Here is a 25092-nt window from a genome sequence, read left to right as displayed (position 1 = left end):
GGCGCCGCCTTTTTTTTTCAAAAAAGTGGCTTTCTTCTGAAGCTTTTTGAAAAAAGCTTCACCAAAAACTTTTCCTTATGTTCTCAATGCACATGCATCAGGTTGCGCAGGAAGCCGGGCAGTAGCATGGCATAGGGGTTCACATGCACCGCCGGGTTGTCCATCGGCCCGGTCACCTGATAGGTAGCCGACACCACGCCGCCATTCTTCTCCGGGCTGAACAGCCAGCCCAGCAGGCCCGGCAGGTGGCCGGGTGCTGCATTGACCGCAAAGGCGGGGATGATGGTGCCATCCAGATTGAGGGTCTTCTTCTCCAGGTTCACGTCGCCTGATACCGTGGCGCCAAGGGAGGCGTTGCTGACCAGCCCGTCGGAAATGTGGATGTCGCCTTCATCCATCTTCACCGGCGCGTTGAGCTGCTCGATCTGCATGCCTGGCGCATGCGGCGCGCGCAGCCAGCCATAGATCGAGGCGTTATTGGCCAGCCTGACCACGGCAGGCACGTTGCGCAGCTTGAACGGCCCCATATGCACCGTGCCCGAGAAGGGGGCCGTGGCCGTGCTGTCATCGAACTGCCCGGTGATGTCGGTCACGCCGCCCTGCATCTCGTCAGTCACCTTCATGTCATGCAGCAGGTCGCCCAGGCTTGCCACATGCACGTCGAGCAGGCGGGCATTGCCCTGCTGGGTCAGGTGCGCCTGCGCGGGCACCGGGCCTTCCACCGTCAATATGCCCTGGGTCAGGCGCACGCCATTGGTTTCAAGGTGGCTGTGCACGTTGGTCAGCGTATCGGTGGGGCCGTAATACAGGGTGTGGGCATCCACGTTCAGATCCCACCGGCGGCCCGGCGGGCCGTTGACACGCCCGGTCGCCATTTCGGGCATGTGGTAGCCGCCGCTCTCGCCCTGGTGGGCAGCCACCTTTTTCGCCGCCGTGTCATCAGGCGCAGTCTGGAACGAGACCAGCGGCGAGAGGTCAAGCACCTTCGCCGCCACGTTCACGCCAATAGGGTCGTTCTCACGCTGCGGCAGCAGCACCGAGGCATTGCCCACCGAGCGCCCGATGCGAAAGCCCCGCAGCACCAGCCGGCGCGTTACCCCGCCCGCGGTCTCGGCATGGCCATCAATCAGCAGGTCGGGGCCGACGGCGCGCATGTTCTCGATGCCTGCAATCTGTCCATGGTCGAGGTCAAGCTCGACCGAGGCATTGGCCTCCTGCCCCACCTTCTTGGACCAGATGGGAATGGCCAGCGCCGCACGATCAAGGTCGAGGTCGATATTCACCTGCGCCTTGCCGCCCACGTAGCGGTCGTAATCCACATCAAGCAGGGCGCTGCCCGAGAAATGCTCGCCCATCTCGAATCCGGCCCGCTTCACCCCTTCCGGCGTGACATGGCCCTGCAGGCTGGCGCTTTCCACTGCATGCACCATCGGCCCGCTGCGGAAGTCCATGGTGTAGATCACGCTTGAGGGAATGCCCGCCAGCACGCCCGTGCCCTGCAAAAGCAGACCGTTGGTGGTGGCATCAATGCCCAGTGCGCCGTTATCAAGCGGGCGCCCCACCACCACATTGCCCAGATGCACTTGGGCCAGGTCGGTATGGCTGCGCAGGTCGATCTGGTCGAGGCGCACATGCGCATCAAGCGGCAATGCTATGTGCAGCGACACGTTGGCCCGCCCCGACGGATGCGTGAACGACATGGGGTGGCGCGAGAGCACGTTGAGCCGCGGCTCGGCCAGCAGGGCCAGCACGTCGCGCGCATTGCCCAGCAGGGTCACGTTGATGTCGCCAACCTGCACCTTCTCGTTCAGGCCGGTAATGCGCATGGAGCCGGGGCCGACCTCAATCCGCCCGATGCCCGTGGCATCGACGTGCCGCCCCGCCAGATCGACAAGCTGGTACGCATGGCCGAAATGGATCATGATCTCGTCGGGACCATCAAAGGTCAGGTGGGCATCCATGTCGTGCAGCGGCGGGATGGGGCTGAGCCAGTGCAGTTCCATCGCATCGGCATCGATCGTGCCGCCAAGCGAGGCAAGGTCCAGCCCGCCCCAGCCCTTGTGGCTGGTCAGGCCCATATTGACCTGCAACTGCCGCACATGGCCATGGGGTATGTTTTCGGTCACCCACCGGCGCGCGCCCTTCATGGCGCGCGGTGGCCAGAAATCGGCCAGCGTTTCAAACTCCAGCGCCCGCGCATGCGCGCCTACGTCAAGCTGGACGTGGGCCGGGTCAAGCAGCGATGCGGCGCTGAGTGCCGCCGTGGCGTTCAGCGTGGGGCCGCTGCCATCATCATCGGCATGGCCCGGTGCGCGCAGGTGCAGCTCGAGGTTGCGCAGCGCCACCTTCAGCGGGCCATCAAACGGCGCGTTGGCCGGTCCCGGCCCCAGCGTGCCTGCAAGGTCGGCCATCCCCTCGCCCACCAGGAACTGCCCGGCCTTGCGCGTGGTGACCTGGCCATTGCCCGCATCAAGATGCAGCGTGAAATCGCGCGGCATGAGAAAGCCCTGATCCTGCCCCCCATCGCGGAAAGCAATCTGCAACCGCCCGCCCACCGGCAGGTCGAGCGGGGCGACTTCCTTCTGCCCCGGCGCAAAGGCCGCCGGGCTGATGGGGTCGAGCACCAGGGTCCAGTCCACATGGCGGGGACCGGCATGGGTGCCCTGCCCGTGCAGCACCAGCCGCTCGCCATTGCCTTCCAGCCCGAGGCGGATATCGCCTTCCACCCCTTTCTGCCCGGTATCGTTCACCACCTTCAGCCGGGCATCCGCCTCGCCCAGCCGCCAGTTGCGCCCGGTCATGCGATCGGTGAACTGCACATGCGTGTCCGACACCACGGCCTGACGCAGCGCGGTCATGTCGAGGGGGGATTCCTCCTCGGGCTTGTGCGCGGGATAGGGCGTGTCCGGCCCGAGGTCGAGGCCGATCTTGCCCTCATGGCTGCGCGCAAGCTGCAGCCGCCCATGCGAGGCCGACAGTTCAAGAATACGCACGATGCCATGCGCCAGCGCCGGGGTGTCGAGCGTGATGCGGCCCCGGCGCAGCGTATCGGCCACGTGGCCATCGCGGCGCGCGATGCGCACATCCTCCACCCAGATCACGAACGGAGCGCGCAGCCCCTCATGCATCGCATTCCAGCCCAACCGCACATGGGCTGCCGACAGGCTGCCAATAATATCCTCATGCCCGCGCCCATGCGCCACGGGCAGCGGCATGAACAGGCGCACCACCGGCGTAACTTCAAGCGGACCAGCCGAAAGGCGCATGGTCAGTACCAGCAAAAGCAGGGCAGGCAGCGTAATGCACAGCAGCAGCAGCCACACCACCACGCGGCCCGCGGCCAGCACCGCGCGGCGCACGCGGCTCGGGCGTTGCGGCATGCCACCGGGCGGCGGCGCGGCTTGACCTGCCTGCGTCATGCCGTCCACGCTACGCACCCGCGCCAATATGCGTGCATTCCCAGTCTCTTGTCGGACATTTCTCCATGGATCAGCCCATTCCGCCCCTGCCCGCGCCCCATTCCTCGTGGCAGGAATGCACATGGCCCAAACCCGCCGACCCGCGCGCTGCCCGCATCCTGCGCGAGAACCTGCACGATGCCTGCGCGCGCGCAGGGCTGCCCGACCTTACGACCATACCGAGCATCATGCCCATGCTCGATGCGCTGGGGGGCAACAGCCCCTACCTGTCCGATCTGGCGCTGCGTGATACGGAAGCCTTCGCGGCCCTTGTGCATGAAGGGGCGGATGCGTGCGTGCGGCGCATCCTCGCCACACTCGACGCCCTGCCGCCTGATACGGCCCGCGCCGACATCATGGCCGAACTGCGCGAGGCCAAGCGGCAGGCGGCGCTGGCCATAGCGCTGGCCGATATAGGGGGCGCATGGTCGCTCGAGCAGGTAACCCTGGCGCTGAGCGAACTGGCCGAGAACGCGCTGAACGCGGCACTCAGGCATCTGCTGCTCCAGGCGCACGAGACCGGACGCCTGCGCCTGCGTTACCCCGAGACCCCGTGCCGGGGCAGCGGCTTCGTGGTTCTGGCAATGGGGAAGCTGGGCGCGCGGGAACTGAACTACTCCTCGGACATAGACCTGATCATTCTGTACGACCCGGACCGTCACCCCGGCAATGGGGAACTGCGACATACCTTTGTGCGCATGACTAGCGATCTTGTCACGCTTATGGAAGCGCGTGATGCAAATGGTTACGTTTTCCGCATGGACCTGCGGCTGCGGCCCGACCCGAGCGCAACGCCTGCCGCCGTGTCGTTTCCCGCCGCCATACAGTATTACGAGAGCATGGGCCGCACATGGGAGCGCGCGGCCATGACCAAGGCGCGGCCCGTGGCGGGCGACATCACGGCGGGGCGCCGTTTCCTCAAGAGCATTCATCCGTTCATCTGGCGCCGCCACCTGGATTTCGCGGTAATTGATGACCTGCATGACATGAAAGCCCGCATCGACCGCCACCGTAACGCAGGCCACGCCAACCTGGACAGCCTGCGCGCGGAAGATATCCGCAATCCAGACACCGCCATGCGCTGGCTGCTCGGCCAGAATGTCAAACTCGGGCAGGGCGGCATCCGCGAGGTGGAATTCGTAGCCCAGGCGCTGCAGCTTGTATGGGGCGGCAGAAGGCCCGAACTGCGCGACCCCACCACGCTTGGCGCGCTGCGCAGGCTGCGCCGGGCGGGGCTGCTGGCGCGTGAGCAATCCGCAATACTGGCCCGCAACTACCGCATGCTGCGCCAGGCCGAGCACCGGCTGCAGATGCGCCTCGACCATCAGACCCACAGCCTGCCCGACGCGGCGGACGGATTCGCGCGCTTCGCCACCTTCATGAACATGGGGCCGCCCGATGAACTGGCCAGCAGCCTGCTGGCAGTCATGCAGCGCTCGCGGCGCATCTTTGACCAGCAGTTTGCCGAAAACGGGCCAGAGGACATCACCATCGCCCCCGAGGATGCCGATGCCGCCGACCGGCTGCGCGCGCATGGCTTCCCTGCCCCTGACATCAATGATGCGCTGGCCATTCTCAACCGGTGGGAGGGCAACCGCCTGCGCGCCCTGCGCTCGGACCGCGCGCGCAAGCTGCTGCGCCGCCTGCTGCCCGGCCTGCTGGCCGAGATCGGCCGCCGCCAGCAGCCACTGGCCGTTCTGCGCCGCTTCGATGCGCTGCTGGAGCGGCAGTGGGCGGGGGTGCAGTTCCTGTCGCTGCTCGAGCGCAATCCCGCCCTGATCCACCGCATCGTGACCGTGCTGGACTGCGCGCCCTTCCTGGCCGACCACCTGGCCGAGACCCCCTCCGCGCTTGATGGCCTGCTCGACATGGATGGCGGCCCCGGCGCGGTCAGCACGGTGACAGCGCTGGCGCGGCGGCAGGTGGCGGCGGCGCAATCGGCCGAGCAGGTGCTGCCGGTGCTGCGCGGGCTGGTGTGTGGCGAGGAGTTCCGCCTGTCGGTCGCCCGCCTTGAACACCGCATGAGCGAGGACCGCGCCGCGCGTGCCCGCACCGCCATGGCCGAGACGGTCATGCGCGGCCTGCTGCGCCTGGTCAGCGCCGAGCACCGCCAGCGCCACGGCACCGTGCCCGGTGGCGCGGTGGCGGTGGTGGCGCTCGGCAAGGTGGGCTCGCGCGAGATGATGCCCGGCTCGGACCTTGACCTGATGGTGGTGTTCGACCACCCCGGGGATGTGACCGAGAGCGTGGTCACCCCCGGCGATAGCCCGCGTGCCCGCCCCCTTTCCGCCGGCACCTATTACGTGCGGCTGGCGCATGCCTTTGTCGCGGCGCTGACCGCACCGGGGCGCGAAGGCCCGCTCTATGAGGTGGACATGCGGCTGCGGCCCTCGGGCTCGAAGGGGCCGGTAGCGGTCTCGCTCTCCGCCTTCCGCCGCTACCATGCCGAATCCGCCTGGACATGGGAGCGCATGGCGCTGACCCGCGCGCGCGTGGTGGCAGGCCCGCCCGGGCTTGCAGGCCCGCTGCGGGCGGCCATCGCCACGGCGCTCGACCACGCGCCCGACACCCCGCAGGCCCGCGCGCAGGTGCTCCATGACGTGCGCCACATGCGCGAACGCCTGGCGCGCGAACGCCCCGCCTCAAGCCCGTGGGACATCAAGCGCCGCCGGGGCGGCCTGATGGATGTGGAATTCGTGGCCCAAGGGCTGCAACTCGTGGCTCCCTCGCCCGCCTGCCGCAGCCAGTCCACCCGCACCGCACTCCTGCGGCTGGCGCAGGCAGGCCAGATCAGCAAAACCGATGCGCGCCTGCTGCGCCGGGCCGATCTGTTCTGGCGGGCATTGCAGGGGCTGATCCGCATCATCTGCGGCCATGACGTGCCCGACACCATTGCACCCGCAAGCCTCGAGATCCTGACCGGCGAGGTCGGCGCCCCCGATGCGGCCGGGCTGCTCACGCGCATGGACCGCATGGCCAATGATGTCACAGACGTGTTCGACCGGCTGATTGCGCTCACGGATGCGCCCGATGGCGGAGAAGAAGCACATGACGGAGGTTCCCCCGCCGCCTGAAGCGTTGCATGATCGCACCTGTTTCAACCCCGCCGGGGCCAGCGCGTGACGTGGCCCCCGCACCCGGAGCAGCAAGGCAGGTCATGAGCAAGGCTTCCATCCCGTTTCCCGAACCCGGCAGCGCCGTCCCCGATTTTGACATGCCCGCAAGCGGTGGCCGCACGGTCAGCCTCAACGGCGAGAAGGGTCATCCCTTCGTGCTGTATTTCTACCCCAAGGCCAATACATCGGGCTGCACCAAGGAGGCCTGCGAATTCGAGGCCGCCCTGGCCGACCTGCAGAAAGATGGCGTGAGCGTGATCGGCGTCTCGCGCGATGGCATGCCCGCCATCGAGAAATTCGCAGCCGACCATGCCCTCACCTTCCCGCTTGCCTCCGATGCGGATGGCAGCGTGACCGAGGCCTATGGCGTGTGGGTGGAAAAATCGATGTATGGCCGCAAATACATGGGCATCGAACGCGCGACCTTCCTTGTCGATGCGACCGGCCACCTGGTGCAGGCCTGGCGCAAGGTCAAGGTCACGAACCATGTGGCTACCGTGCGCAAGGCCATTACGGCCCTGACGCTACAGGCTGGCGCCAAAGGTCAGTAATACGGGCGCGGCGGGCCATACGGCCCGTAGGCACCCGGCGGCGGAGGCGGCGGCGGGGCGTAATAGGCCACCGGCGGGGGTGGCGGCGGCGGACGGTAATAGACCGGCGGCGGAGGGGGCGGTGGCGGGCCATAGGCATCGACCATGGCGCCGCCAACGACACCGCCCACAAGGCCACCCACAAGCCCGCCTACAAACGCATCGCCCGCGCCACGCCCGTGAGCCTGGGCCTGCGGTGCTGCCATCGCCATCCCGGCAATGAGGGTCAGCCCCGCTGCAATACGCCCCATGTTCTTCATGACCTGTATCCTGATCCTGTCCTGTTCTGGCAGGGCACGCGGCCCCGCCGGAACCCCTTAGACAGGATGGACATGGCGATTTACGGGCAGGCCACGCCCTTTTCATGCCATAAAGCGGACCGGACCGTTACGGATGGGCCGCGCGCAGTTCCTTCAGGCCGGACGGGGTCTCGAACACGCTCGCATCCTGCGTGGCGTGGTTGACCGATGTGGCTTCGACCATGACCTTGCCATCGCGGATGACCTCGAGCATCACGCCGTCATCGGTGTAGCAGATCTCGCTGGAGCGCTGGTCGGTGTCCTGCGTCTGCCACAGGGCGCAGGGCAGGCCCGCCACTTTCGAGACACCCGTGCGCAGCCACGTGCCCTGCGCGCGCTGGCCCATCTGCACATTGGCAGCACCCGGAGCGGGAATGACGGTCTTGATCTTCTGGTCGGCGTTCACCACCGTCAGCGTGCCCGCGCGGTAGTCGGTAATCATGTAGGTGGTGGCATTGGCGGGATCGACACGCTGCATCATGCGACTGGCCGACCACCGCATGCGCTGGCTCATGGTCTGGCTTGTGTCGTGCGGGGGGTAGATGGTGTAGGTCACGTCCACATCGGCCTGCGGGGTGACGTAGGGCGATGAAGGCTCATCGGCGGCCCGCGCGGCACTGCCCGCGCCCGCAGCGATCAGGCAGGCAAGCAGGGCGGTCCGGCCCAGGGCTGGGGTAATCCGTGTCACGTCATGCAATCCTTGAAAAAAACGGGCAGGCCGGTCAGCCACCCTTGTTGTCCCTGGCGGCAGGCGTGCCGGGCGGGGGCGGCGGCTCGACCTTGCGGTAGCCCTCGGGCGGCTGGAACATGCTGTCGGGTATGGGGCCATAGACCACTTTCGTCGCCTCGAGCCGGCCTTTCAGCCCGTCGCCATCCACCCCGATCTCCTGCAGCACCACGCCATCATCGGTCACGCAGGCGGTGGCGTTGCCCTGGTCGGTCGTGACATCCCACTGCGTGCAGGCCACGCCCGCCACGCTCGACGTGCCCTTGCGGGCAAACGTCATGGACAGGTCAAGCAGGAAGGGGTTGCGGATGCCGTAGCGGGCATCAAGCTGGCTATACACCTTCTGCGGGTTGATGATGATGGTGACCTGGCGGCTCATGCGATTGAGAATCATCTCGCCCATGCCCTGCGGGCTGTCGATTCGCATCAGCCCGCCATTATAGGCAAACCATGTGCGGATGGGCTTGGGTTCGGGCACGCCATCGGGCTGCACGTTATAGTCCACCTGCACGTCACGGGTGGGGGTAAGCGGCGGATGCACGCCCGCACCGTCCTGCGCCCGCGCGGCGCACAGACCCGTGGCGGACAGCGCGGCCGCCACAAGCGCCACCCGGCCCGGCAGCCACATGCGCCTCATCATCGCGCGCCGCGCCGGGCGGGCCGTTGCATGCTTCATCACATATTCCCTTTCATCTGCGCAGACGGAAGCCCGCATGCGTGGCCCTGTCAACCGCCTGCCCCATCGGCCCCGCCACGCAGGGCCAGCAGGCCAGCGTGCAGCCGCGCGCCCTCATCATTGCCCACCCATGCCGCCTGCCCCGCAACCGCGCGGCCAAGCTGGCGCATGTAGTCATCAGCCGGGATCTCGATGCCGCCAAACCCGGCCAGATGCGCCGTGCCGAACTGCGTATCAAGCAGCGTGAAGCCGCCAAGGCGCAGCCGGGCGACCAGATGCACCAGTGCCACCTTCGAGGCGTCACGCACGCGGCTGAACATGCTCTCGCCAAAAAATGCCTGCCCTATCACCACGCCATACAGGCCGCCCACCAGGCGGCCCTCATGGCGCACCTCAACGCTATGGGCATGGCCCATGGCATGAAGCTGGCAGAACAGGGTGCGGATGCGCGGGTTGATCCATGTATTCTCGCGCCCCGGCGCGGGCTCCGCGCAGCCATCCATCACGGCGGGAAAGTCGTGGTCCGTCGTCACCTCAAAACGCTGCGACAGCACGGTGCGCATGAGCCTGCGCGGCACATGGAAGCCGCCATCAAGCGGCAGGATGCCCCGCATTTCAGGGTAGAACCACTCCAGATCATCGGAACGGGCATCGGGCGCCATGGGGAACAGCCCTGCCCTGTAGGCACGCAGCATAAGGTCCGGCGTGATGGGAACCGTCTCTTGACCCGTCATGTTCTTAGGATAACCCTTTCGCACGCAATCATGGGCATGATCGCCCCGCATGCACCCATCTGGCAGGAGAAACCATCCCCCATGTCCGACACCCGTCCCCGCCTTTTGCTGACCCAGCGCCAGACCCTTCCCGTAATGCAGCGTATTGAACAGAGTTTTAACATATCCGGCGTGCCGGAGCACAAACTCACAACGCGCGAACTGCTTGAGCGTGCCCGCGCCTTCCAGCCGCAGGCGATCCTGATTTATACCGGCCTGCCGCTCCGCCATGACGATGTGGCCCAGTTGCCTGACTGCGTGAAGATCGTGGCGACCGTCAGCGTCGGCACCGACCATCTCGACATTGCAGCCCTGCATGCGCGCGGCATCATCGTCACCAACACGCCCGACGTGCTGACCGACTGCAATGCCGACATGGCCATGCTGCTCATGCTTGCCGCAGCCCGCAGGGCGGCCGAATACACCACGCTGATGCGCCAGGGCTGGGGGCGCGGACTGGCGATGGACGAAATGCTGGGCACGCGCATCAGCGGCAAGCGGCTGGGCATTGTGGGCATGGGGCGCATTGGCCGCGCCGTGGCAAAGCGCGCGCGCGGGTTTGACATGCAGGTGATGTATTCCAACCGCCGCCGCCTGCCCGCCGACCAGGAACAGGGGGCCACCTATTTCAGCACCGTGGCCGACATGCTGCCGCATTGCGACATACTGAGCCTGCACCTGCCTGCATCACCTGAAACCGATGGCATGATCAATGCCGACCTGCTGGGCCGCCTGCCGAAAGGGGCCATTTTCATCAATGCCGCCCGTGGCGCGCTTGTTGATGAGGATGCGCTGATCGCGGCGCTGAAAAGCGGGCAGCTTGCCGCTGCCGGGCTGGATGTGTACCGCAACGAACCCAACCCCGATCCGCGCTTTCTCGAACTGCCCAACGTGTTCCTGACCCCGCATGTGGGCAGCGCCACCACCGAGACGCGCAGCGACATGGGCATGCTTGCCCTCGATAACGTGGAGGCCGTGCTGAACGGACGCGCCGCCCTGACCCCGGTCAAGGGCTGACCCGCCCCCTTTACGGAGAAGCAGACATGGGCATTGCCGGTATTTTTGTCATCTTCACGCTGCTCGCCATCGGGCTGGACCTGCTCGTGCCCCGCTACGGGGGCATACTGGGCACGCTGGTGAAGTTCTATCTGGGCTTCATGCTGGTGGCGACGTGCATTGAACTGCGCAACGCCTTCCGCCCCGCCGTGGCCAAAGAGGGGGATGCGGCCTCAGAGACGGCCTGAAACATGCTTTGAAAACAGAAGTTTCTGGTAAAGCTGTTTTTAAAACGCTTCACCAGAAACGTTTATCTCAGGCTTCGCGCGCCTGGCTTGCGGCATGGGCCTTGAGGTCGGCTGCGGTGCGGCGGACTTCCGGCCCGTATTCGCGCTCGAGCCTGCGGATGGTGAAATGCGCCTGCGCCACCGCGCGGTAATGCGACAGGAACGCCGCATTGAGCGAGGCGCCGCACAGGGCACCGGCCACCGGCATCATCTGCAACGCGAATTTGCGCGACAGGCCCAGCCCGTAATGGGTGGCGACCTCGCTGACCAGCATCACAACCGGGCGGCCACGCAGCATGGCGCGGGCTGAGAAGTAGCCCAGTTCGCTTTCCTCTGGCGTGCCTTTTTTCGCGCCAAACGGAAAGGCGCGCAGCGCGAAGACTTCAAGGCAGGCCGCGCGCGAGGCTTCGGTGGAGAGATCCTCGCCATTCTCACGCGCGATGCGGGCGATCTCGCGCATGATGGCCATGGTGGTGAAGCCTACATCCGCCACCAGCCCCGGCAGGCCGGTAAAACCGCCCACGGCGCCGGACACGGTCACCGCGGCCTTGAGCGCGGGGTCGCGCCACGTGCCACCGCTGCTGGCCTCGACCGAGACATCATGCGGGCGGTCCATGCCCACCACCGCAAGGTCGAACGCGCGGCGGATGGCCGCCTCCGCCGTGGCCTGCAACTTGGCCTGCAGCGTGGGCGCCAGCCCCAGCGTGCGCATGCCCAGCATGGCCGCCTGCCCCACGGCGCCGCCCATGAGGTCGGCAAGGCGCACCAGCACGCCCCGCCCGGTCTCGACACGTTCCAGCGCCTGCTGGAGTTCAGTGATACACGCGCTGTCCAGCGTCAGCGGCGCCAGTTCGTTTGCGGAACCTGCACTCATTACAATGCCCTTCGCCTGATCTATCGTACCGCGCGCCAGCCTGCGGGCCACGCCATGGCGGCGCGGCCCCACATGGCCAGCCGCAACGCCCATGCGGCAATTGCCACCGTTTCAGCACCATGATGGCATTCTTGCAACGGGCATGAGCATGCCCGCAGCCATGAAACGCGGGCACAGCCTAGCTGTTCCAGCCCCCCATGCGGCACAGATGCGCCCAGTGCGCCTCCGATACCGGCACGACGGAAAGGCGCGACTGCCGCACCAGCGCCAGGTCGGCCAGCGCCGGATCGGCCTTGATTTCGGCCAGCGTCACAGGGGTGGGCATGGGGCCGATGGCACGCACGTCCACGCACACCCACCGGCCATCTTCGGCCGTGGGGTCGGGATAGGCCGCGCGCACGACTTCAACCACGCCCACGATCTCGCGCCCCACGTTGGAATGATAGAAGAAGGCCCTGTCGCCCACCTGCATGGCGGCGAGGTTCTTCTTTGCCTGATGGTTACGCACGCCGGTCCAGGGTTCAGTGCCGTTTTCCACCTGCTCGGCCCATGAAAACGCATCCGGCTCGGACTTGATCAGCCAGTAGGCCATGACCGTTTTCTACTCCACCCGCAGCCCATCACGAAAAACTGAACGGAACGGACGGATCACCACGCTCTCGAACAGGTCCACCTTGGCATAGGGGTCGGCAGCCGCGAATCCTTCCGCCGCCGCGCGGTCGGCCACGTCCACCACCAGCAGGCTGCCGCAGGGGCGGTTTTCCGCGTCCAGCAGCGGGCCGCCCTGCACCAGGTGCCGCTTGTGCTGCTCAAGGTAGGCAAGGTGTTGCTCACGGGTTGCCTTGCGGGTTTCAAGCCTGGCGGGCCGGTCGGTGCAGATGATGGCAAACAGCATGTTTTATCCTCCTGTGGGCCTGCTGTCTCACGATTGGGACAGGACTGGCCGTGTCTTTTTTAACGCGATAGTGTAGAGCAACAAAACGTCAGCCCCTACCCACCCGTGGGGGAAGGCCGGAATTTCTTGACCGTTTTCATCGCAGGGACAGGTGCCCCCGGCACGGATGGATCAACCTTGAACGCAACGCAGAGCCTTACCGCGCGAACCGGTAACCTTTTTCACCGTTATGCCAACCCTGGCCGTTTCCTGCGCATGGGAGCGAAGCTGCAGCCGTGGCTGACATGGCCCGCCCTTGTGCTGTCGCTTGCCGGAATCGTGTGGGGGCTGTTCTTCTCCCCCGCTGACTGGCAGCAGGGTGACAGCGTGCGCATCATGTACGTGCATGTGCCCACTGCATGGCTGGCATCATCAGGTTATATGGGCCTTGCGGTCTGCTCGCTGCTCTCGCTGGTGTGGCGCCACCCGCTGGCCGACCTTGCGGCGGTGGAGATCGGGCCGGTGGGCGCTGCCATCACCGCCGTGTGCCTGGCCACCGGCTCGCTATGGGGCAAGCCGATGTGGGGCACGTGGTGGGTGTGGGATGCGCGGCTGACCTCGGTGCTGGTGCTGTTCTTCCTGTATCTGGGCCATATCGCGCTCATCCGTGCGTTTGACGAGCCGCAGCGCGGCTACCGCGCCACCGCCATCCTTGGCCTTGCGGGCGCGGTTGACCTGCCCATCATCAAGTTCAGCGTGCAGTGGTGGAACACCCTTCACCAGCCTGACAGCATTACGGTGACCGGCGCGCCCACCATGTCCACCTCCATGCTGTGGCCGCTGGGCCTGACCACGCTGGGCTTTACGCTCGGCTTCGCCGCCATCGTGCTTGCCCGCCTGCGCGCCTCGGTCATGGAAAGCCGCGTGCGCACCATCCTTGCCGCCAACCGGGGCCGCCAGTCAGCCGCCGCCCCCCAGCCAGAGCGCGCCACCCCATGACCCACCTGCCCTATATCGTGGCCGCCTATGGCCTGACCCTTGGGGTTGCCGCCATCCTGTCGGTCAACGCCACGCTGCGCCTGCGCCGCGCCCACAGGCGCCTTGCCGCCATTGAACAGCCCCGGACACGCCAGCCCTCATGACACGCAAGAGCAGACGCCTGTGGCTGGTGGTGGCGTGCATGATCGGGCTGGGCTCGGCAGCAGCCCTTACGCTCAATGCCTTTTCCTCCAATATCGTGTTCTTCATGGCGCCCTCGCAGGTGCACAGCAAGCCGCCACCGGCTGACCGCACCATCCGCCTTGGCGGCATGGTGGTGGCGGGCAGCGTGCACCAGGAGAAGGTGAAGGACGCCCCTGTCGCCATCTTTGACGTCACCGACGGGCAGGCCGCCGTGACCGTGCGCTACGAGGGCATCCTGCCCGACCTGTTCCGCGAGGGGCAGAGCGTGGTGGCCGTGGGCACCGTCAACCCTGATGGCACGTTCCGCGCCAGCGAGGTGCTGGCCAAGCATGACGAGACCTACATGCCCAAGGAAGTGGCCGAGGAACTGCGCCGCAGCGGCAAGTGGGACCCGCGCTTTGGCAAGGCCCCCGATGCCGCAAGCTGGAACACCATGACCGCCGCAGACAATGCGAAAAAACCGGCCACCCAGACGCCCTAACGGAAACTGACATCCGACAATGAACCCGGAACTTGGAAATTTTGCGCTGGCGCTGGCATGCTGCATGGCCGCCGGACAGGCCATCCTGCCCCTGATTGGCGCAAGCCGCCGCGATGCGCGGCTGATGGCGCTGGCACCAGCACTTGCCGTGGGGCAGATGATCGCGCTCATCACCTCGTTTGCCTGCCTGATCCATGCCGCCATCACCAATGACTTTTCGGTGCAGAACGTGGCGGCCAACAGCGCGGTCAGCAAGCCGCTGCTGTACAAGATCACCGGCGTGTGGGGCAACCATGAGGGCTCGGTGCTGCTGTGGGCAATGATCCTGTCCATCTGCGGCGGGGCGGTGGCGCTGTTTGGCCGCAACCTGCCCTCAGCCCTGCAGGCGCGCGTGATTGCGGTACTCGGCGGTGTTGCGGCAGGATTTGAACTGTTCTGCCTCACCACATCCAACCCGTTTGCCCGCGTGTGGCCCGCCCCCATGGATGGGCAGGGCATGAACCCGCTGCTGCAGGACCCCGGCCTCGCCTTCCACCCGCCCATTCTCTACACCGGCTATGTCGGCTTTGCCGTGCCGTTTGCCTTCGCCATCGCAGCCCTCATCGAGGGCCGGGTCGATGCCGCATGGGGCCGCTGGGTGCGCCCGTGGGCCGTGGCCGCATGGTGCTTCCTGACCTGCGGCATCGCCATGGGGTCGTGGTGGTCGTATTACGTGCTGGGCTGGGGCGGCTACTGGTTCTGGGACCCGGTGGAGAACGCCTCCCTCATTCCGTGGCTGACGGGCACGGCGCTGGTGCATTCGGCCATCGTGGTGGAAAAGCGCGAGGCGTTGAAAATCTGGACCGTGCTGCTGGCCATCGGCACGTTCTCGTTCTCGCTCTCGGGCACGTTCCTCGTGCGTTCGGGCATTCTCAACTCGGTGCATGCCTTTGCCAACGACCCTGCGCGTGGCGTGTTCATCCTTGGCCTGCTTGCCCTTGTCATTGGCGGCTCGCTGCTTCTGTTCGCCATCCGCGCCCCGCAACTGACCACGGGCGGGCTGTTTGCCCCCGTCTCGCGCGAGGGGCTGCTGGTGCTCAACAACATCCTGCTGTGCTCGATCTGCGCGGTGGTGCTGACGGGCACGATGTACCCGCCCTTCATGTCGCTGCTGTTTGGCAAGACCATCTCGGTCGGCAAGCCGTTCTTTGATGCGACCACCATTCCACTGGCCATTCCGCTCATGGTGTTCATGGGCTTTGGCCCCATGATGCCGTGGAAGCGCGCGCAGATGTGGCCGGTGCTGCGCCGCCTGTGGTGGGCGGCCTGCGTTACCGCCGTGGCGCTCGTGGTGGCCACATTCCAGATGCGCGAGATCCTGCCGGTGCTGGCTACCGCCACCGCCGTGTGGGTGATCTGCTCCAGCGTGGCTGACATTGCCGAGCGCCTGCGCCTGTTCCGCCAGCCTCTGGGCCAGAGCTGGCAGCGTGCGCGCAGCCTGCCGCGCGCGGTGTTTGGCGCGGCCCTGGCCCATGCGGGCGTGGGCATTGTGGTGCTGGGCATTGCCGGCATGTCGCAGGCGGCACACCGCATTGTGGAAGTGCATGTGGGCCAGAGCGAGATGCTGGCAGGTGATAGCTGGACCCTGACCGACGTGAAACCGGCCGAAGGCCCGAACTACACCGCTCTGGTGGCCACGATCGAGGTGCGCCACAACGGCAAACTGGTCACCACGCTGCACCCCTCCAAGCGCACGTTTGCCAGCCAGCACCAGACCACGACCGAGGTTGCGATCCATACCAACCTCATGGCCGACATCTATGGCGTGCTGGGCGACAAGCATGGCGATGACGCCAACCCGACCTATGTGCTGCGCCTGCATTACAACCCGCTGGCGCCGTGGATGTGGCTGGGCGGGCTGATCATGGCCTTTGGCGGCGCACTTTCCCTGTCCGACCGGCGGGTGCGCGTGGGCGCACCACGCCGGGCCAAAACCGTTGATGTGGTGGTGGTGCAATGAGCGAACAGCCTTCTTCCCCCACGCGCCGCCGCCTGCTCATGGCAGCCCCGCTGGTTGTGGCGGGCGGGGTTGGCGTAGGCTTCTGGCGCATGCTCTCGGGCATGACAAAAGGCTCGTTCGACCCGCATGACATCCATGCCCCGGCCCTCAACCGCCCCGTGCCCGACTTCGCGCTGCCCGACCAGGCACCGGGCACCGGCTTTTCGGCCGCCGACCTGCGGGGGCTGAAGGCGCCGGTGCTGGTGAACTATTTCGCCTCGTGGTGCATTCCCTGCGTGGCCGAGATGCCGGTGCTCAACGTGCTGAAGGACAGGCTGCCGATCTGGGGCATTGCCTACAAGGACAAGCCCGAGCATGCGCTGGGCTTCGTGCAGCGCGCGGGCAACCCCTATGCCCGCATCGCCTCTGACCATGACGGGCTGGCCGCGATTGACTGGGGCGTGTCCGGCGTGCCGGAAACCTTCCTGGTCGGGCCGGGCGGGATCATCCGCTGGCACACCGCCTCCCCCATTACCGAAGCCATGATCACCAACACCATCATGCCGCTGGCGGACAGCCTCAAACCATGAAGACACATCCCCTACGCCGTGGCGGCCTGATTGCCCTGCTGGCCTGCCTGTTCTTTGCGCCACTGGTGGCGCTGGCGGTGGATGACCCGTCGGAAATGCTGCCCGACCCGGCGCAGGAGCAGCGCGCCGAGGCCATTGGCGCGCAGTTGCGCTGCCTCGTGTGCCAGAACGAATCGATCGAGGACAGCAGCGCCGATCTGGCCCGCGACCTGCGCCACGTGGTGCGTGAGCACGTGACCAAGGGCGAGAGCAACCAGCAGATCATGGACTGGATGGTCAACCGCTACGGCAATTTCATCCGGCTCAAGCCGCCCTTCACCATTGGCACGCTGCTGCTATGGGTCATGCCGCTGCTCGCACTGTGCATTGGCATCGGCATTGCGTGGTGGACCTTCCGCCGCCCGCGCGCGCCCACGCCGCCGCCGCTTTCGGATGAAGAGCGCCGCCGCCTGTCCGACCTGACCGAAACACGCTGAGATTGATATGATCTGGATTGGTATCTGCCTGCTTGGCGTGATCGCGCTTGTGCCAGCACTCCTGTCGTTTCGCCGCACCACGCTGCTGCGTGACGAGCGTGAAAGCGCGCTGGTGCTGCATCAGGCCCAGTTGGCCGAACTCGAGCGCGACCTGGCCGAAGGCATGATCGCGCCCACCGAGCATGACAGCGCGCGGCTGGAAATCCAGCGCCGCGTGCTCGGCGCGGACATGCTGCCTGCCTTCGTTGCCCGCAAGGGCGCTTCGACCGGGGCGATTGCGGCTGCCCTCGTGGGCCTGCCGGTTGCAGCCATTGCGCTGTACATGACCGTGGGCCATCCCGGCCTGCCCGCCCAGCCACTGGCCCCGCGCCTTGTGGCGCTGCAGAAGGAAGACCACCGCAACGATGCGCTGATCGACCGCCTGCGCGACCAGCTCAAACTGATCCCGCCCGGTGATCCGAGCCTGTTCCAGGGTTACGTGCTGCTTGGCCAGGCCGAGGCTGGGCGCGACCATTACGCCGCCGCCGCCCAGGCCTGGCGCAGCGCCATCGAACAGCGCTTCGACCCCGAGGTGGCAGCCCGGGCGGCTGAAGCGCAGATGATGGCCGATGATGGCCATATCTCGCCCGAGACCGCCGACCTGTATCGCCGCGCGCTTGATGCAGCCCCGCCAGATGCCCCGTGGCGCATGACCGTGCAGCAGCGCATTGCCCAGTCGGAACATCAGTAACCGGTCCATCAATAACGCGCTATTGCGGCCCCCCGGGGGTTTTTACGCTTGCAAGCCCCCCATGCCGGGCGGAAAGTGATGGGCATGAGCAAGGATACATCCCCCTCCCCCGCCCCTGCAGCCGATAGCGCACAGGACGAAGCGGCCAAGGAAGCCGCATTGCTGAAACAGCCTGCCGAGGCCGATGAAGTGGGTGGCCCCAAGGGGCCGGAACCCACCCGCTACGGCGACTGGACGGTCAAGGGCCGCTGCGTGGATTTCTGATCCCGCTGCCCATTTCCTTAAAAAATAACAGAAGTTTCTGGGCGCCGCCTTTTTTCAAAAAGGCGGCGTCTTTCGAAGCTTTTTGAAAAAAGCTTCACCAAAAACTTTCACTCAGAGTTCGTTGGGCAGCGGGCCACGCCCGAAGGATGTCTGCCGCGCGCGGTGCCCCGGCGGCGGCACGTTGCATGAGATCAGGTAGATCCCGGCCACGAATACAAGCTGCGAGAGCGAATTGAACCACAGCGCAAGTTCATACACTGCATCCGCGGTTACGGCCTGATAGAGCGCATAGGCGGCAAACGGAATGGAAATGGGCCGCATGCCCGCGAGCATGATGCGAAAGGGGTTCTGGTAGCCCGGCCGCACCATGGCCCGCATGCGGTGGATGCCGATGTAGAAAATCACCTCGAAAAACCAGCCCAGCACATTGGTGATGAGGTTGTTGATCGTCATGCCATCAAGCATCAGCAGGGCGGAAATGGAGGCGGCGGAGAGCACGATCGAGCCGACCTGAAAGCTCATGCCCACCTCCATCGCCGTCAGGCGCTCGGGCAGCGCATCGGCAACAGGCTGGAAAATCCGGTCCAGCAGCCAGGCGTCGAACTGATTGACGCGTTCACCAAATGACATGACAGTTCCCAGCCTTCTCTCTCATCACGCGCAGGCAGCAGCCACGATCGCATCGGGGTAGCTGCCCGCCATGCCCGCCAGCGCGGTGTTGCTGAGCATGACAATGCTCATGCCCCGCGCCCGGTCCACCACCCATTGATGCCCGTACACACCGCCCCATGTAAAACTCCCCGCACTGAGCGGCGTGCGCGCGGCAGTGGAATCCGTAATCACCGCGCCACCATAACCGAAGCCACGCCCGCGCATGAGCGGCCCCATCTCGATCGTGCCCGTGGCATTACGCCCGAACAGCATGGCCGATGCAGGCGAGAGCAGCCCCTCACCGCCCAGCCGCACCGCTTCGAGAAATGCCAGGAATTCAGGCGCATTCCCCACCATACCCGCCCCACCCGAGGGGTAGGAGGCCGGGTTATAGATCCGCTCAGGCGCAAAACGGATGGCCCCCACCCCGCCGCCGGGCAGCAGGCGGGGCAGCACGTATTCCGTGCCCATGCGAATGGGGGCGGGCCTGCCATCGGCGTAGCAGGCGGCGAGCGTGCCGGGCGCGGGCGGAGTAAACCCCGTCTGCTTCCAGCCCAGCGGGCCGCCCACATACTGGCGCAGCGCCTCGGGCAGCGTGCATCCGGCCACGGATTCGATCACGCCGCCCATCACGTCCAGCCCCAGCGAATAGGCCCATCCCTGCCCCGGCGCGAAGATGAGGCGCGTCAAAGCCAGCCGCGCCAGATTCTCCGCCAGCGAAAGCCCCGGCTCGGCAATGCCGTCGGACACGCCCGCGCGGGTATAGGGATTGTTATCCTGCGGAAAGGAGAAACTGTAGGTCAGCCCGCTGGTATGGGTGAGCAACTGGTGCGATGTGATCTGGCAGGGCGTGCCATCAGGCAGGGCAGGACGGAAATCAGGCAGGTAGCGCGTGATCGGGGCATGAAGGTCGAGCCGTCCCGCCTCCGCCAGGGCCAGCGCAACAGTGGTGACGGCAGGCTTGGTCAGCGAGGCGAGGCGGAAGGGAGTGCCCACCTGCATCGGGCGTCCGGCCTCGCGGTCGGCAAGGCCCACGGCCTCGCGCACCACCACCTCGCCATCAACGGCGACCAGCACCACCGCACCGACCAGACGGCCTGCCGCCACGGCACTTTCCATGACATCACGCACCCGCCCGGCCATGCGGGTTGTTTCCGGCTGGGTTATTGACATGACCGTGCCTCCTTCATGACTGGCAGCGCAACACGCGAACTGGCCCCCGCCCGCAAAGCGGCGTAACCTTGTGGCATGATAGCACGCCTGTTTTCCAAGACATTATGCCTCTCCCTCCTGTTATGCGGTAGCACGCTTGCCACGCTCCCGCAGGCCGGGGCCGCAACGCCCGCGCCCCAGCCAGACATGCCGCTACAGGCCACCCTGCCCAACGGGCTGCGGGTGGTGATCGTGCCTGACCGGCTGGCTCCGGTGGTCAGCACCGAGATCAACTACCTGGCCGGTTCGGCTGCGGCGCCGGCGGGCTTTCCCGGCACGGCGCATGCGCTTGAGCACATGATGTTCCGTGGCAGCGAGGGGCTGGACCGTGACCAGCTTGCCGCCATCGGAGCAAGGCTGGGCGGCAACTACAATGCCGACACGACAGAAAACGTGACGCAGTTCTTCTACACCGCCCCGGCGGAAAACCTCGACGTGCTGCTGCATATCGAAGCCCTGCGCATGAAGGGCCTGACCTTGGCCGCCGATGACTGGGCGCATGAGCGCGGCGCGATCGAGCAGGAAGTCTCGCGCGACCTGTCCAGCCCCGGCTATGTGTACCTGGCCCGGCTGCAATCCATCCTGTTTGCAAACACGCCTTACGCGCATGACGCGCTGGGCAGCAGGCCATCGTTTGACAAAACCGACACCGCCCTGCTGCGCCGGTTCTACCGCGACTGGTATGCGCCCAACAACGCCATTCTGGTCATTGCCGGTGATGTTGACCCCGCCCGCACCATGGCGCAGGTGCGCGCGGCCTTTGGCCCCATTCCCGCCCGCGCGCTGCCCGCGCGCCCGCAGGTCCACCCCGGCCCGGTCCATGCCCAGACGCTGCATTTCCCCACCGATTACCCGGTGGGGCTGGTGGCCATTGCCAGCCGCATGCCCGGCCAGAACAGCCATGATTATGCCGCCGCCCGCATTCTGGCCGATGTGCTGTGCAGCCAGCGCGGGGCGCTGTATGAACTCGTGCCGCAGGGCCGCGCGCTGCTGTCGAGCTTTGATTTCGTGACCAAGGCGGATGCGGGCATCGGCATTGCCATTGCCGCCTTCCCCAAGGGCGGGGAGGCTACCCCCCTGCAGGCCAGCATGCAGGATATTTTGAAAACCCTGCGTGAAAACGGCGTGCCCGCCGATCTGGTCGAGGCCGCGAAACGCAAGGAACTGGCCCAGCTCGGTTTTGCCGCCAACAGCATTGCAGGGCTTGCGGAAAGCTGGTCGGAGGCACAGGCCATCATGGGCCTGCAATCCCCCGATGATGAAGCCACCGCCTTTGCCGCCGTAACCCCGGAGGATGTCAACCGCCTGGCCCGGCAGGTGCTCGACCCGCAGCAGGCCATCACCGCCATCCTCACCCCGCGTGATGGCGGCCACCCGGTTGAGGGCAAGGGCTTTGGTGGCTCGGAATCCTTTGCTTCCACCCCCGATCACCCCGTCAGCCTGCCGCAATGGGCCAATGACAGCCTGATGGGCGTGAACGCGCCCACGCCCTCCGCCCAGCCTGCCGCCTTCACGCTCCCCAACGGGCTGCGCCTGATCGTGCGCCCGGCCACGGTCAGCCACACGGTCAGCCTGTACGGCACCATCCGCCAGAATGAGGACATGCAGGAACCAAAGGGCAAGGAAGGCATTGCCGACATAACCGATGAGATGTTCCGCTACGGCAGCACCACGCATGACCGGATCGGGCTGCAAAAGGCGCTGGATGATATTGCCGCCACCGCAAGTGCCGGTTCCGATTTCAGCCTGAGCGTGCTGACACCCGATTTTGAGCGCGGGCTTGACCTGCTGGCGGAAAATGAACTGCACCCCGCCCTGCCCGAGGCCGCCTTCAGGGTGGTGCAGGCCAATGCGGCGGCCTCGCTGTCCGGTCTGCTGCATTCGCCAGACTACCTGTTTGGCCGCGCGCTGCAGGCCGCCGTCTCGCCCAAGGGTGATCCGTCGCTGCGGCAGGCCGAGCCTGCAGGCATCATGAAACTGAGCCTGTCGGACTGCCGCGCCTTTTACGCCGCCGCCTATCGGCCTGACCTGACCACCATTGTCATTACCGGCGATATCACGCCCGATGCCGCCTACAAGGCCATTGTCCGCACCTTTGGCGCCTGGCAGGCCACAGGCCCGACCCCCGCAGTCGACCTGCCGCCGCGCCCCGACAGCCGGGCCAGCGTGACCCGCGTGCCCGACCCGTCCAGTGCGCAGGCCACGGTTTCCCTGCCCGAGAGCCTGGGGCTGACGGCCACCAACCCGGAGCATTTCGCGCTCAACCTGGGCAACGAAATCCTTGGCTCGGGCTTTTCCTCGCGGCTGTATCGCGACCTGCGGGTGCGCACCGGCTATGTCTATACCGTGCGCAGCCACCTGACATGGAAGCGCCAGCGCGCCGCCTACAGCATCTCGTTTGGCGCTGACCCGCAGAAGGTGGACGCCGCGCGCGCTGCTGCGATACAGGACATCATCGCCATGCAGACCCAGCCCGTCAGCGCGGATGAACTGGCCATGGCGCGGGCAGGCATGCTGCGTGGCCTTGCGCTGCAATCGGCCAGCCTCGACACCATTGCAGCGGGATACCTGCATTTCAGTGATCTTGGCCTGCCGCTCAACCAGAATGATATCGCAGCCCAAGCCTATTATACCCTGAGTGCGGACGCGATCCGCGATGCCTTCCGCAAATGGATCCGCCCCGATGACCTTGCCGAAATCATCAAGGGGCCGCCTGCAACACGATAATAAAGGCAGATAAAAGTTTTTGGGTGCCGCCTTTTTTCAAAAAGGCGGCGTTCTCTGAAGCTTTTTGAAAAAAGCTTCACCAAAAACTTTTATTCCCCATCCAGCATAAAAAAAGGGCGGTGCATTCCTGCACCGCCCTTTTTCATGCCCGACTCCAGCCCACGCCAGCGCGGGCCGGAGCCAGTGGCTCGGATCAGCTCTCGGCGTTACGGCGACGGATCGCGGCACCCAGAATGTCACCCAGCGACGCACCGCTATCGGAAGAACCGTAATCGGTGATCGCCTGCTTGTCTTCCTCGACCTCACGGCCGCGGATGGTCAGGGCCAGCTTGCGGGCAGCGCGGTCAACCGACACGACCTTCGCATCGACACGCTCGCCAACGGCGAAGCGCTCGGGGCGCTGGTCGGCCTTGTCACGGGCCAGTTCCGCACGGCGGATGAAGCCGGTCAGAACGTCGTCAACCTTCACCTCGATGCCGTTCGCCTGCACCGCGGTCACGATGCAGGTCACGACTGCACCCTTCTGCACCTTGCTCAGCGTGTCGGCTGCGGGGTCTTCATGCAGCTGCTTGATGCCCAGCGAGATGCGCTCTTTCTCCACGTCCACGTCCAGAACCTTGGCCTTTACGACCTGGCCCTTCTCGTAGTGGCTCATGGCGACTTCGCCCGGCTCGTCCCACGACAGGTCGGACATGTGAACCATGCCATCGATGTCGGCGGAGAGGCCGATGAACAGGCCGAACTCGGTGATGTTGCGGATCTCGCCTTCCACCACGGAACCAACCTTGTGTTCCTCGGCGAACTGCTCCCACGGGTTGCGCTGCACCTGCTTCAGGCCCAGCGAGATGCGGCGCTTCGCGCTGTCCACATCCAGAACCATCACATCGACTTCCTGCGAAGTGGCGACGATCTTGCCCGGATGGACGTTCTTCTTCGTCCAGGACATCTCGGACACGTGCACCAGGCCTTCGACGCCCGGCTCGAGCTCGACGAACGCACCGTAGTCGGTGATATTCGTGACGCGACCGGTGTAGCGGGCACCCGGCGGGTACTTGATCGCCACGTTCTCCCACGGGTCAGCCTCAAGCTGCTTCATGCCCAGCGAGATGCGCTGCGTGTCGGGGTTGAAGCGGATGACCTGCACGCGGACCGGCTGGCCGATCTGCAGCGCCTCGGACGGGTGGTTGATGCGCTTCCATGCGATATCGGTCACATGCAGCAGGCCATCGACGCCGCCAAGGTCAACGAACGCACCGTAATCGGTGATGTTCTTGACCACGCCATCGAGGATCATGCCTTCCTTCAGGCCCTGGATCAGCTCGCTGCGCTGTTCCGCACGCGTCTCTTCGAGCACGGCGCGACGCGAAACGACGATGTTGCCGCGCGCGCGGTCCATCTTCAGGATCTGGAACGGCTGGGGTACGCCCATCAGCGGGGTCACATCGCGCACGGGGCGGATATCGACCTGCGAGCCGGGCAGGAACGCCATCGCACCGCCGAGGTCGACCGTGAAGCCACCCTTGACGCGGCCATAGATGGTGCCGTTGACGCGCTGGTTGCCTTCGAACGCCTTTTCAAGGTTCGACCAGGCTTCCTCGCGGCGGGCCTTCTCGCGTGAGAGGACGATGGACCCGTCACGATCTTCGTACCGCTCAACGAACAGTTCGATGACATCACCCGGCTTGACATCGGGGGTAACGCCCGGCGGGCCGAATTCCTTGAGGGAGACGCGCCCTTCGCTTTTCAGGCCGACATCGACGATGGCGTATTCATCCGTCAGGCGAACGACGCGACCGGTGACGACGGAACCGTCAAACGCGGAATCGCGACCGAGGGTTTCCTCGAGGAGATCGGCAAAGTTCTCGACGGGCTGTGTTGTGGCTGAAGCCATGAGTTACTCGTAAATCCTGTAACCACACCATGACCGCGCGGCGGCGGATGTGGACAATCCTGCGCCCCCGCCTGCCCGCTTGCGCGGTAACATGGGAACGACTTGCCCGGGCTCCGCGCCACGACACGGTCGCGGCACGCCTGCGGGCCAGATGTGAAAGACCATGCCCCGGCGCAGGCGCGCGGGGCATATACCGTTGAGCACAGACACCCTACGGGCGGCGTATGTCAATAAAAACCG

Annotated in this window: 24 protein-coding genes; 13 read left to right on the top strand and 11 right to left on the bottom strand. The window is 65.8% G+C overall.

What is annotated here, in order from left to right; all coding sequences use genetic code 11:
- Positions 1 to 83: 83 nt before the first annotated feature.
- Complete coding sequence (locus tag QEG70_RS09095) at positions 84 to 3419, bottom strand: AsmA-like C-terminal region-containing protein (protein ID WP_308720392.1); 3336 nt, start codon at positions 3417 to 3419, stop codon at positions 84 to 86.
- 65 nt (positions 3420 to 3484) lie between these two features.
- On the opposite strand from QEG70_RS09095, the gene QEG70_RS09090 reads away from it, so the two are divergent.
- Positions 3485 to 6532: a bifunctional [glutamine synthetase] adenylyltransferase/[glutamine synthetase]-adenylyl-L-tyrosine phosphorylase gene (locus QEG70_RS09090; RefSeq protein WP_308720391.1), complete on the top strand. Its 3048-nt coding sequence runs from the start codon at positions 3485 to 3487 to the stop codon at positions 6530 to 6532.
- An 83-nt stretch (positions 6533 to 6615) separates the two neighbouring features.
- Positions 6616 to 7125, top strand: coding sequence for a peroxiredoxin (locus QEG70_RS09085; protein WP_308720580.1), 510 nt, complete (start codon positions 6616 to 6618; stop codon positions 7123 to 7125).
- Here the strand turns inward: QEG70_RS09085 and QEG70_RS09080 are convergent.
- The 4 genes from QEG70_RS09080 to aat all read right to left on the bottom strand — a co-directional run bounded on the left by QEG70_RS09080 (position 7119) and on the right by aat (position 9600).
- Positions 7119 to 7424, bottom strand: coding sequence for a hypothetical protein (locus QEG70_RS09080; RefSeq protein ID WP_308720390.1), 306 nt, complete (start codon positions 7422 to 7424; stop codon positions 7119 to 7121). The two genes, QEG70_RS09085 and QEG70_RS09080, sit on opposite strands and share 7 nt — an antisense overlap.
- 127 nt (positions 7425 to 7551) lie before the next feature.
- Entirely contained in the window at positions 7552 to 8151 is a 600-nt protein-coding gene (locus tag QEG70_RS09075; protein ID WP_308720389.1) for a DUF4412 domain-containing protein, read from the bottom strand.
- A gap of 34 nt (positions 8152 to 8185) precedes the next feature.
- On the bottom strand, positions 8186 to 8818 hold the full coding sequence (locus QEG70_RS09070; RefSeq protein WP_308720579.1) for a hypothetical protein: 633 nt from the start codon (positions 8816 to 8818) through the stop codon (positions 8186 to 8188).
- Positions 8819 to 8916: 98 nt separating this feature from the next.
- Complete coding sequence (gene aat, locus QEG70_RS09065; protein WP_308720388.1) at positions 8917 to 9600, bottom strand: leucyl/phenylalanyl-tRNA--protein transferase; 684 nt, start codon at positions 9598 to 9600, stop codon at positions 8917 to 8919.
- A gap of 81 nt (positions 9601 to 9681) precedes the next feature.
- Here aat and QEG70_RS09060 point away from each other — a divergent pair, with 81 nt between their 5' ends.
- Together QEG70_RS09060 and QEG70_RS09055 are read left to right on the top strand one after the other, a co-directional pair.
- Positions 9682 to 10656 (top strand): 2-hydroxyacid dehydrogenase, encoded by a 975-nt coding sequence (locus QEG70_RS09060; protein WP_308720387.1) that lies wholly within the window; start codon positions 9682 to 9684, stop codon positions 10654 to 10656.
- A 26-nt stretch (positions 10657 to 10682) separates the two neighbouring features.
- Complete coding sequence (locus tag QEG70_RS09055) at positions 10683 to 10883, top strand: hypothetical protein (RefSeq protein WP_308720386.1); 201 nt, start codon at positions 10683 to 10685, stop codon at positions 10881 to 10883.
- A 67-nt stretch (positions 10884 to 10950) separates the two neighbouring features.
- Here QEG70_RS09055 and QEG70_RS09050 read toward each other — a convergent pair whose 3' ends face one another.
- The 3 genes from QEG70_RS09050 to QEG70_RS09040 form a co-directional block, all read right to left on the bottom strand.
- Positions 10951 to 11796, bottom strand: a complete 846-nt coding sequence (locus tag QEG70_RS09050; RefSeq protein WP_308720578.1) for an EcsC family protein — start codon at positions 11794 to 11796, stop codon at positions 10951 to 10953.
- Between the two features lie 178 nt (positions 11797 to 11974).
- Positions 11975 to 12388 (bottom strand): EVE domain-containing protein, encoded by a 414-nt coding sequence (locus QEG70_RS09045; RefSeq protein WP_308720385.1) that lies wholly within the window; start codon positions 12386 to 12388, stop codon positions 11975 to 11977.
- Positions 12389 to 12397: 9 nt separating this feature from the next.
- The gene (locus QEG70_RS09040; RefSeq protein ID WP_308720384.1) at positions 12398 to 12691 is read right to left on the bottom strand and encodes a YciI family protein; all 294 of its coding nucleotides are present in this window, start codon (positions 12689 to 12691) and stop codon (positions 12398 to 12400) included.
- 177 nt (positions 12692 to 12868) lie between these two features.
- Between QEG70_RS09040 and QEG70_RS09035 the strand changes: the two genes are divergently transcribed.
- From QEG70_RS09035 to QEG70_RS09000, 8 genes are all read left to right on the top strand, one after another.
- Positions 12869 to 13669, top strand: a complete 801-nt coding sequence (locus QEG70_RS09035; protein ID WP_308720383.1) for a heme ABC transporter permease — start codon at positions 12869 to 12871, stop codon at positions 13667 to 13669.
- A complete protein-coding gene (ccmD, locus tag QEG70_RS09030; protein ID WP_308720382.1) occupies positions 13666 to 13812 on the top strand; it encodes a heme exporter protein CcmD in 147 nt (48 codons plus the stop codon). The genes QEG70_RS09035 and ccmD overlap by 4 nt, the downstream gene beginning before the upstream one ends.
- On the top strand, positions 13809 to 14333 hold the full coding sequence (ccmE, locus tag QEG70_RS09025; protein WP_110567173.1) for a cytochrome c maturation protein CcmE: 525 nt from the start codon (positions 13809 to 13811) through the stop codon (positions 14331 to 14333). Before ccmD ends, ccmE begins: the two co-directional genes overlap by 4 nt.
- Before the next feature lie 19 nt (positions 14334 to 14352).
- Positions 14353 to 16332: a heme lyase CcmF/NrfE family subunit gene (locus QEG70_RS09020; RefSeq protein ID WP_308720381.1), complete on the top strand. Its 1980-nt coding sequence runs from the start codon at positions 14353 to 14355 to the stop codon at positions 16330 to 16332.
- Positions 16329 to 16901: a DsbE family thiol:disulfide interchange protein gene (locus QEG70_RS09015; protein ID WP_308720380.1), complete on the top strand. Its 573-nt coding sequence runs from the start codon at positions 16329 to 16331 to the stop codon at positions 16899 to 16901. Before QEG70_RS09020 ends, QEG70_RS09015 begins: the two co-directional genes overlap by 4 nt.
- Complete coding sequence (locus QEG70_RS09010) at positions 16898 to 17377, top strand: cytochrome c-type biogenesis protein (protein ID WP_308720379.1); 480 nt, start codon at positions 16898 to 16900, stop codon at positions 17375 to 17377. Before QEG70_RS09015 ends, QEG70_RS09010 begins: the two co-directional genes overlap by 4 nt.
- Positions 17378 to 17384: 7 nt before the next feature.
- Positions 17385 to 18107, top strand: coding sequence for a c-type cytochrome biogenesis protein CcmI (gene ccmI / locus QEG70_RS09005; protein ID WP_308720378.1), 723 nt, complete (start codon positions 17385 to 17387; stop codon positions 18105 to 18107).
- Between the two features lie 84 nt (positions 18108 to 18191).
- Entirely contained in the window at positions 18192 to 18371 is a 180-nt protein-coding gene (locus tag QEG70_RS09000) for a DUF1674 domain-containing protein (protein ID WP_308720377.1), read from the top strand.
- A gap of 111 nt (positions 18372 to 18482) precedes the next feature.
- Here the strand turns inward: QEG70_RS09000 and QEG70_RS08995 are convergent, their stop codons facing one another.
- Together QEG70_RS08995 and QEG70_RS08990 are read right to left on the bottom strand one after the other, a co-directional pair.
- Complete coding sequence (locus QEG70_RS08995; protein ID WP_308720376.1) at positions 18483 to 19001, bottom strand: hypothetical protein; 519 nt, start codon at positions 18999 to 19001, stop codon at positions 18483 to 18485.
- Positions 19002 to 19025: 24 nt separating this feature from the next.
- On the bottom strand, positions 19026 to 20195 hold the full coding sequence (locus QEG70_RS08990; protein ID WP_308720375.1) for a serine hydrolase domain-containing protein: 1170 nt from the start codon (positions 20193 to 20195) through the stop codon (positions 19026 to 19028).
- 75 nt (positions 20196 to 20270) lie between these two features.
- Here QEG70_RS08990 and QEG70_RS08985 point away from each other — a divergent pair, with 75 nt between their 5' ends.
- Positions 20271 to 22961, top strand: a complete 2691-nt coding sequence (locus tag QEG70_RS08985; RefSeq protein WP_308720374.1) for a M16 family metallopeptidase — start codon at positions 20271 to 20273, stop codon at positions 22959 to 22961.
- 193 nt (positions 22962 to 23154) lie between these two features.
- Here the strand turns inward: QEG70_RS08985 and rpsA are convergent, their stop codons facing one another.
- Complete coding sequence (gene rpsA / locus QEG70_RS08980; protein WP_130730351.1) at positions 23155 to 24852, bottom strand: 30S ribosomal protein S1; 1698 nt, start codon at positions 24850 to 24852, stop codon at positions 23155 to 23157.
- Positions 24853 to 25092: the final 240 nt, after the last annotated feature.

Source organism: Komagataeibacter xylinus (assembly GCF_031081985.1).
Taxonomy (GTDB): Bacteria; Pseudomonadota; Alphaproteobacteria; order Acetobacterales; family Acetobacteraceae; genus Komagataeibacter; species Komagataeibacter xylinus_E.
The sequence above is the reverse complement of the archived record's forward strand: the minus strand, read 5'-3'. Positions and strand labels throughout refer to the sequence as shown.

Bases quoted from the DNA above. Each gene is read 5' to 3' on its own strand.
- QEG70_RS09095 (WP_308720392.1), bottom strand. From the start codon at position 3,419: ATGACGCAGGCAGGTCAAGCCGCGCCGCCGCCCGGTGGCATGCCGCAA.
- ccmI (WP_308720378.1), top strand. From the start codon at position 17,385: ATGATCTGGATTGGTATCTGCCTGCTTGGCGTGATCGCGCTTGTGCCA.
- rpsA (WP_130730351.1), bottom strand. From the start codon at position 24,852: ATGGCTTCAGCCACAACACAGCCCGTCGAGAACTTTGCCGATCTCCTC.
- QEG70_RS09010 (WP_308720379.1), top strand. From the start codon at position 16,898: ATGAAGACACATCCCCTACGCCGTGGCGGCCTGATTGCCCTGCTGGCC.
- aat (WP_308720388.1), bottom strand. From the start codon at position 9,600: ATGACGGGTCAAGAGACGGTTCCCATCACGCCGGACCTTATGCTGCGT.
- QEG70_RS09040 (WP_308720384.1), bottom strand. From the start codon at position 12,691: ATGCTGTTTGCCATCATCTGCACCGACCGGCCCGCCAGGCTTGAAACC.
- QEG70_RS09090 (WP_308720391.1), top strand. From the start codon at position 3,485: ATGGATCAGCCCATTCCGCCCCTGCCCGCGCCCCATTCCTCGTGGCAG.
- QEG70_RS09080 (WP_308720390.1), bottom strand. From the start codon at position 7,424: ATGAAGAACATGGGGCGTATTGCAGCGGGGCTGACCCTCATTGCCGGG.
- QEG70_RS09000 (WP_308720377.1), top strand. From the start codon at position 18,192: ATGAGCAAGGATACATCCCCCTCCCCCGCCCCTGCAGCCGATAGCGCA.
- QEG70_RS09055 (WP_308720386.1), top strand. From the start codon at position 10,683: ATGGGCATTGCCGGTATTTTTGTCATCTTCACGCTGCTCGCCATCGGG.
- QEG70_RS08990 (WP_308720375.1), bottom strand. From the start codon at position 20,195: ATGTCAATAACCCAGCCGGAAACAACCCGCATGGCCGGGCGGGTGCGT.
- ccmE (WP_110567173.1), top strand. From the start codon at position 13,809: ATGACACGCAAGAGCAGACGCCTGTGGCTGGTGGTGGCGTGCATGATC.
- ccmD (WP_308720382.1), top strand. From the start codon at position 13,666: ATGACCCACCTGCCCTATATCGTGGCCGCCTATGGCCTGACCCTTGGG.
- QEG70_RS09045 (WP_308720385.1), bottom strand. From the start codon at position 12,388: ATGGCCTACTGGCTGATCAAGTCCGAGCCGGATGCGTTTTCATGGGCC.
- QEG70_RS08995 (WP_308720376.1), bottom strand. From the start codon at position 19,001: ATGTCATTTGGTGAACGCGTCAATCAGTTCGACGCCTGGCTGCTGGAC.
- QEG70_RS09060 (WP_308720387.1), top strand. From the start codon at position 9,682: ATGTCCGACACCCGTCCCCGCCTTTTGCTGACCCAGCGCCAGACCCTT.
- QEG70_RS09050 (WP_308720578.1), bottom strand. From the start codon at position 11,796: ATGAGTGCAGGTTCCGCAAACGAACTGGCGCCGCTGACGCTGGACAGC.
- QEG70_RS09015 (WP_308720380.1), top strand. From the start codon at position 16,329: ATGAGCGAACAGCCTTCTTCCCCCACGCGCCGCCGCCTGCTCATGGCA.
- QEG70_RS09020 (WP_308720381.1), top strand. From the start codon at position 14,353: ATGAACCCGGAACTTGGAAATTTTGCGCTGGCGCTGGCATGCTGCATG.
- QEG70_RS08985 (WP_308720374.1), top strand. From the start codon at position 20,271: ATGATAGCACGCCTGTTTTCCAAGACATTATGCCTCTCCCTCCTGTTA.
- QEG70_RS09070 (WP_308720579.1), bottom strand. From the start codon at position 8,818: ATGTGGCTGCCGGGCCGGGTGGCGCTTGTGGCGGCCGCGCTGTCCGCC.
- QEG70_RS09085 (WP_308720580.1), top strand. From the start codon at position 6,616: ATGAGCAAGGCTTCCATCCCGTTTCCCGAACCCGGCAGCGCCGTCCCC.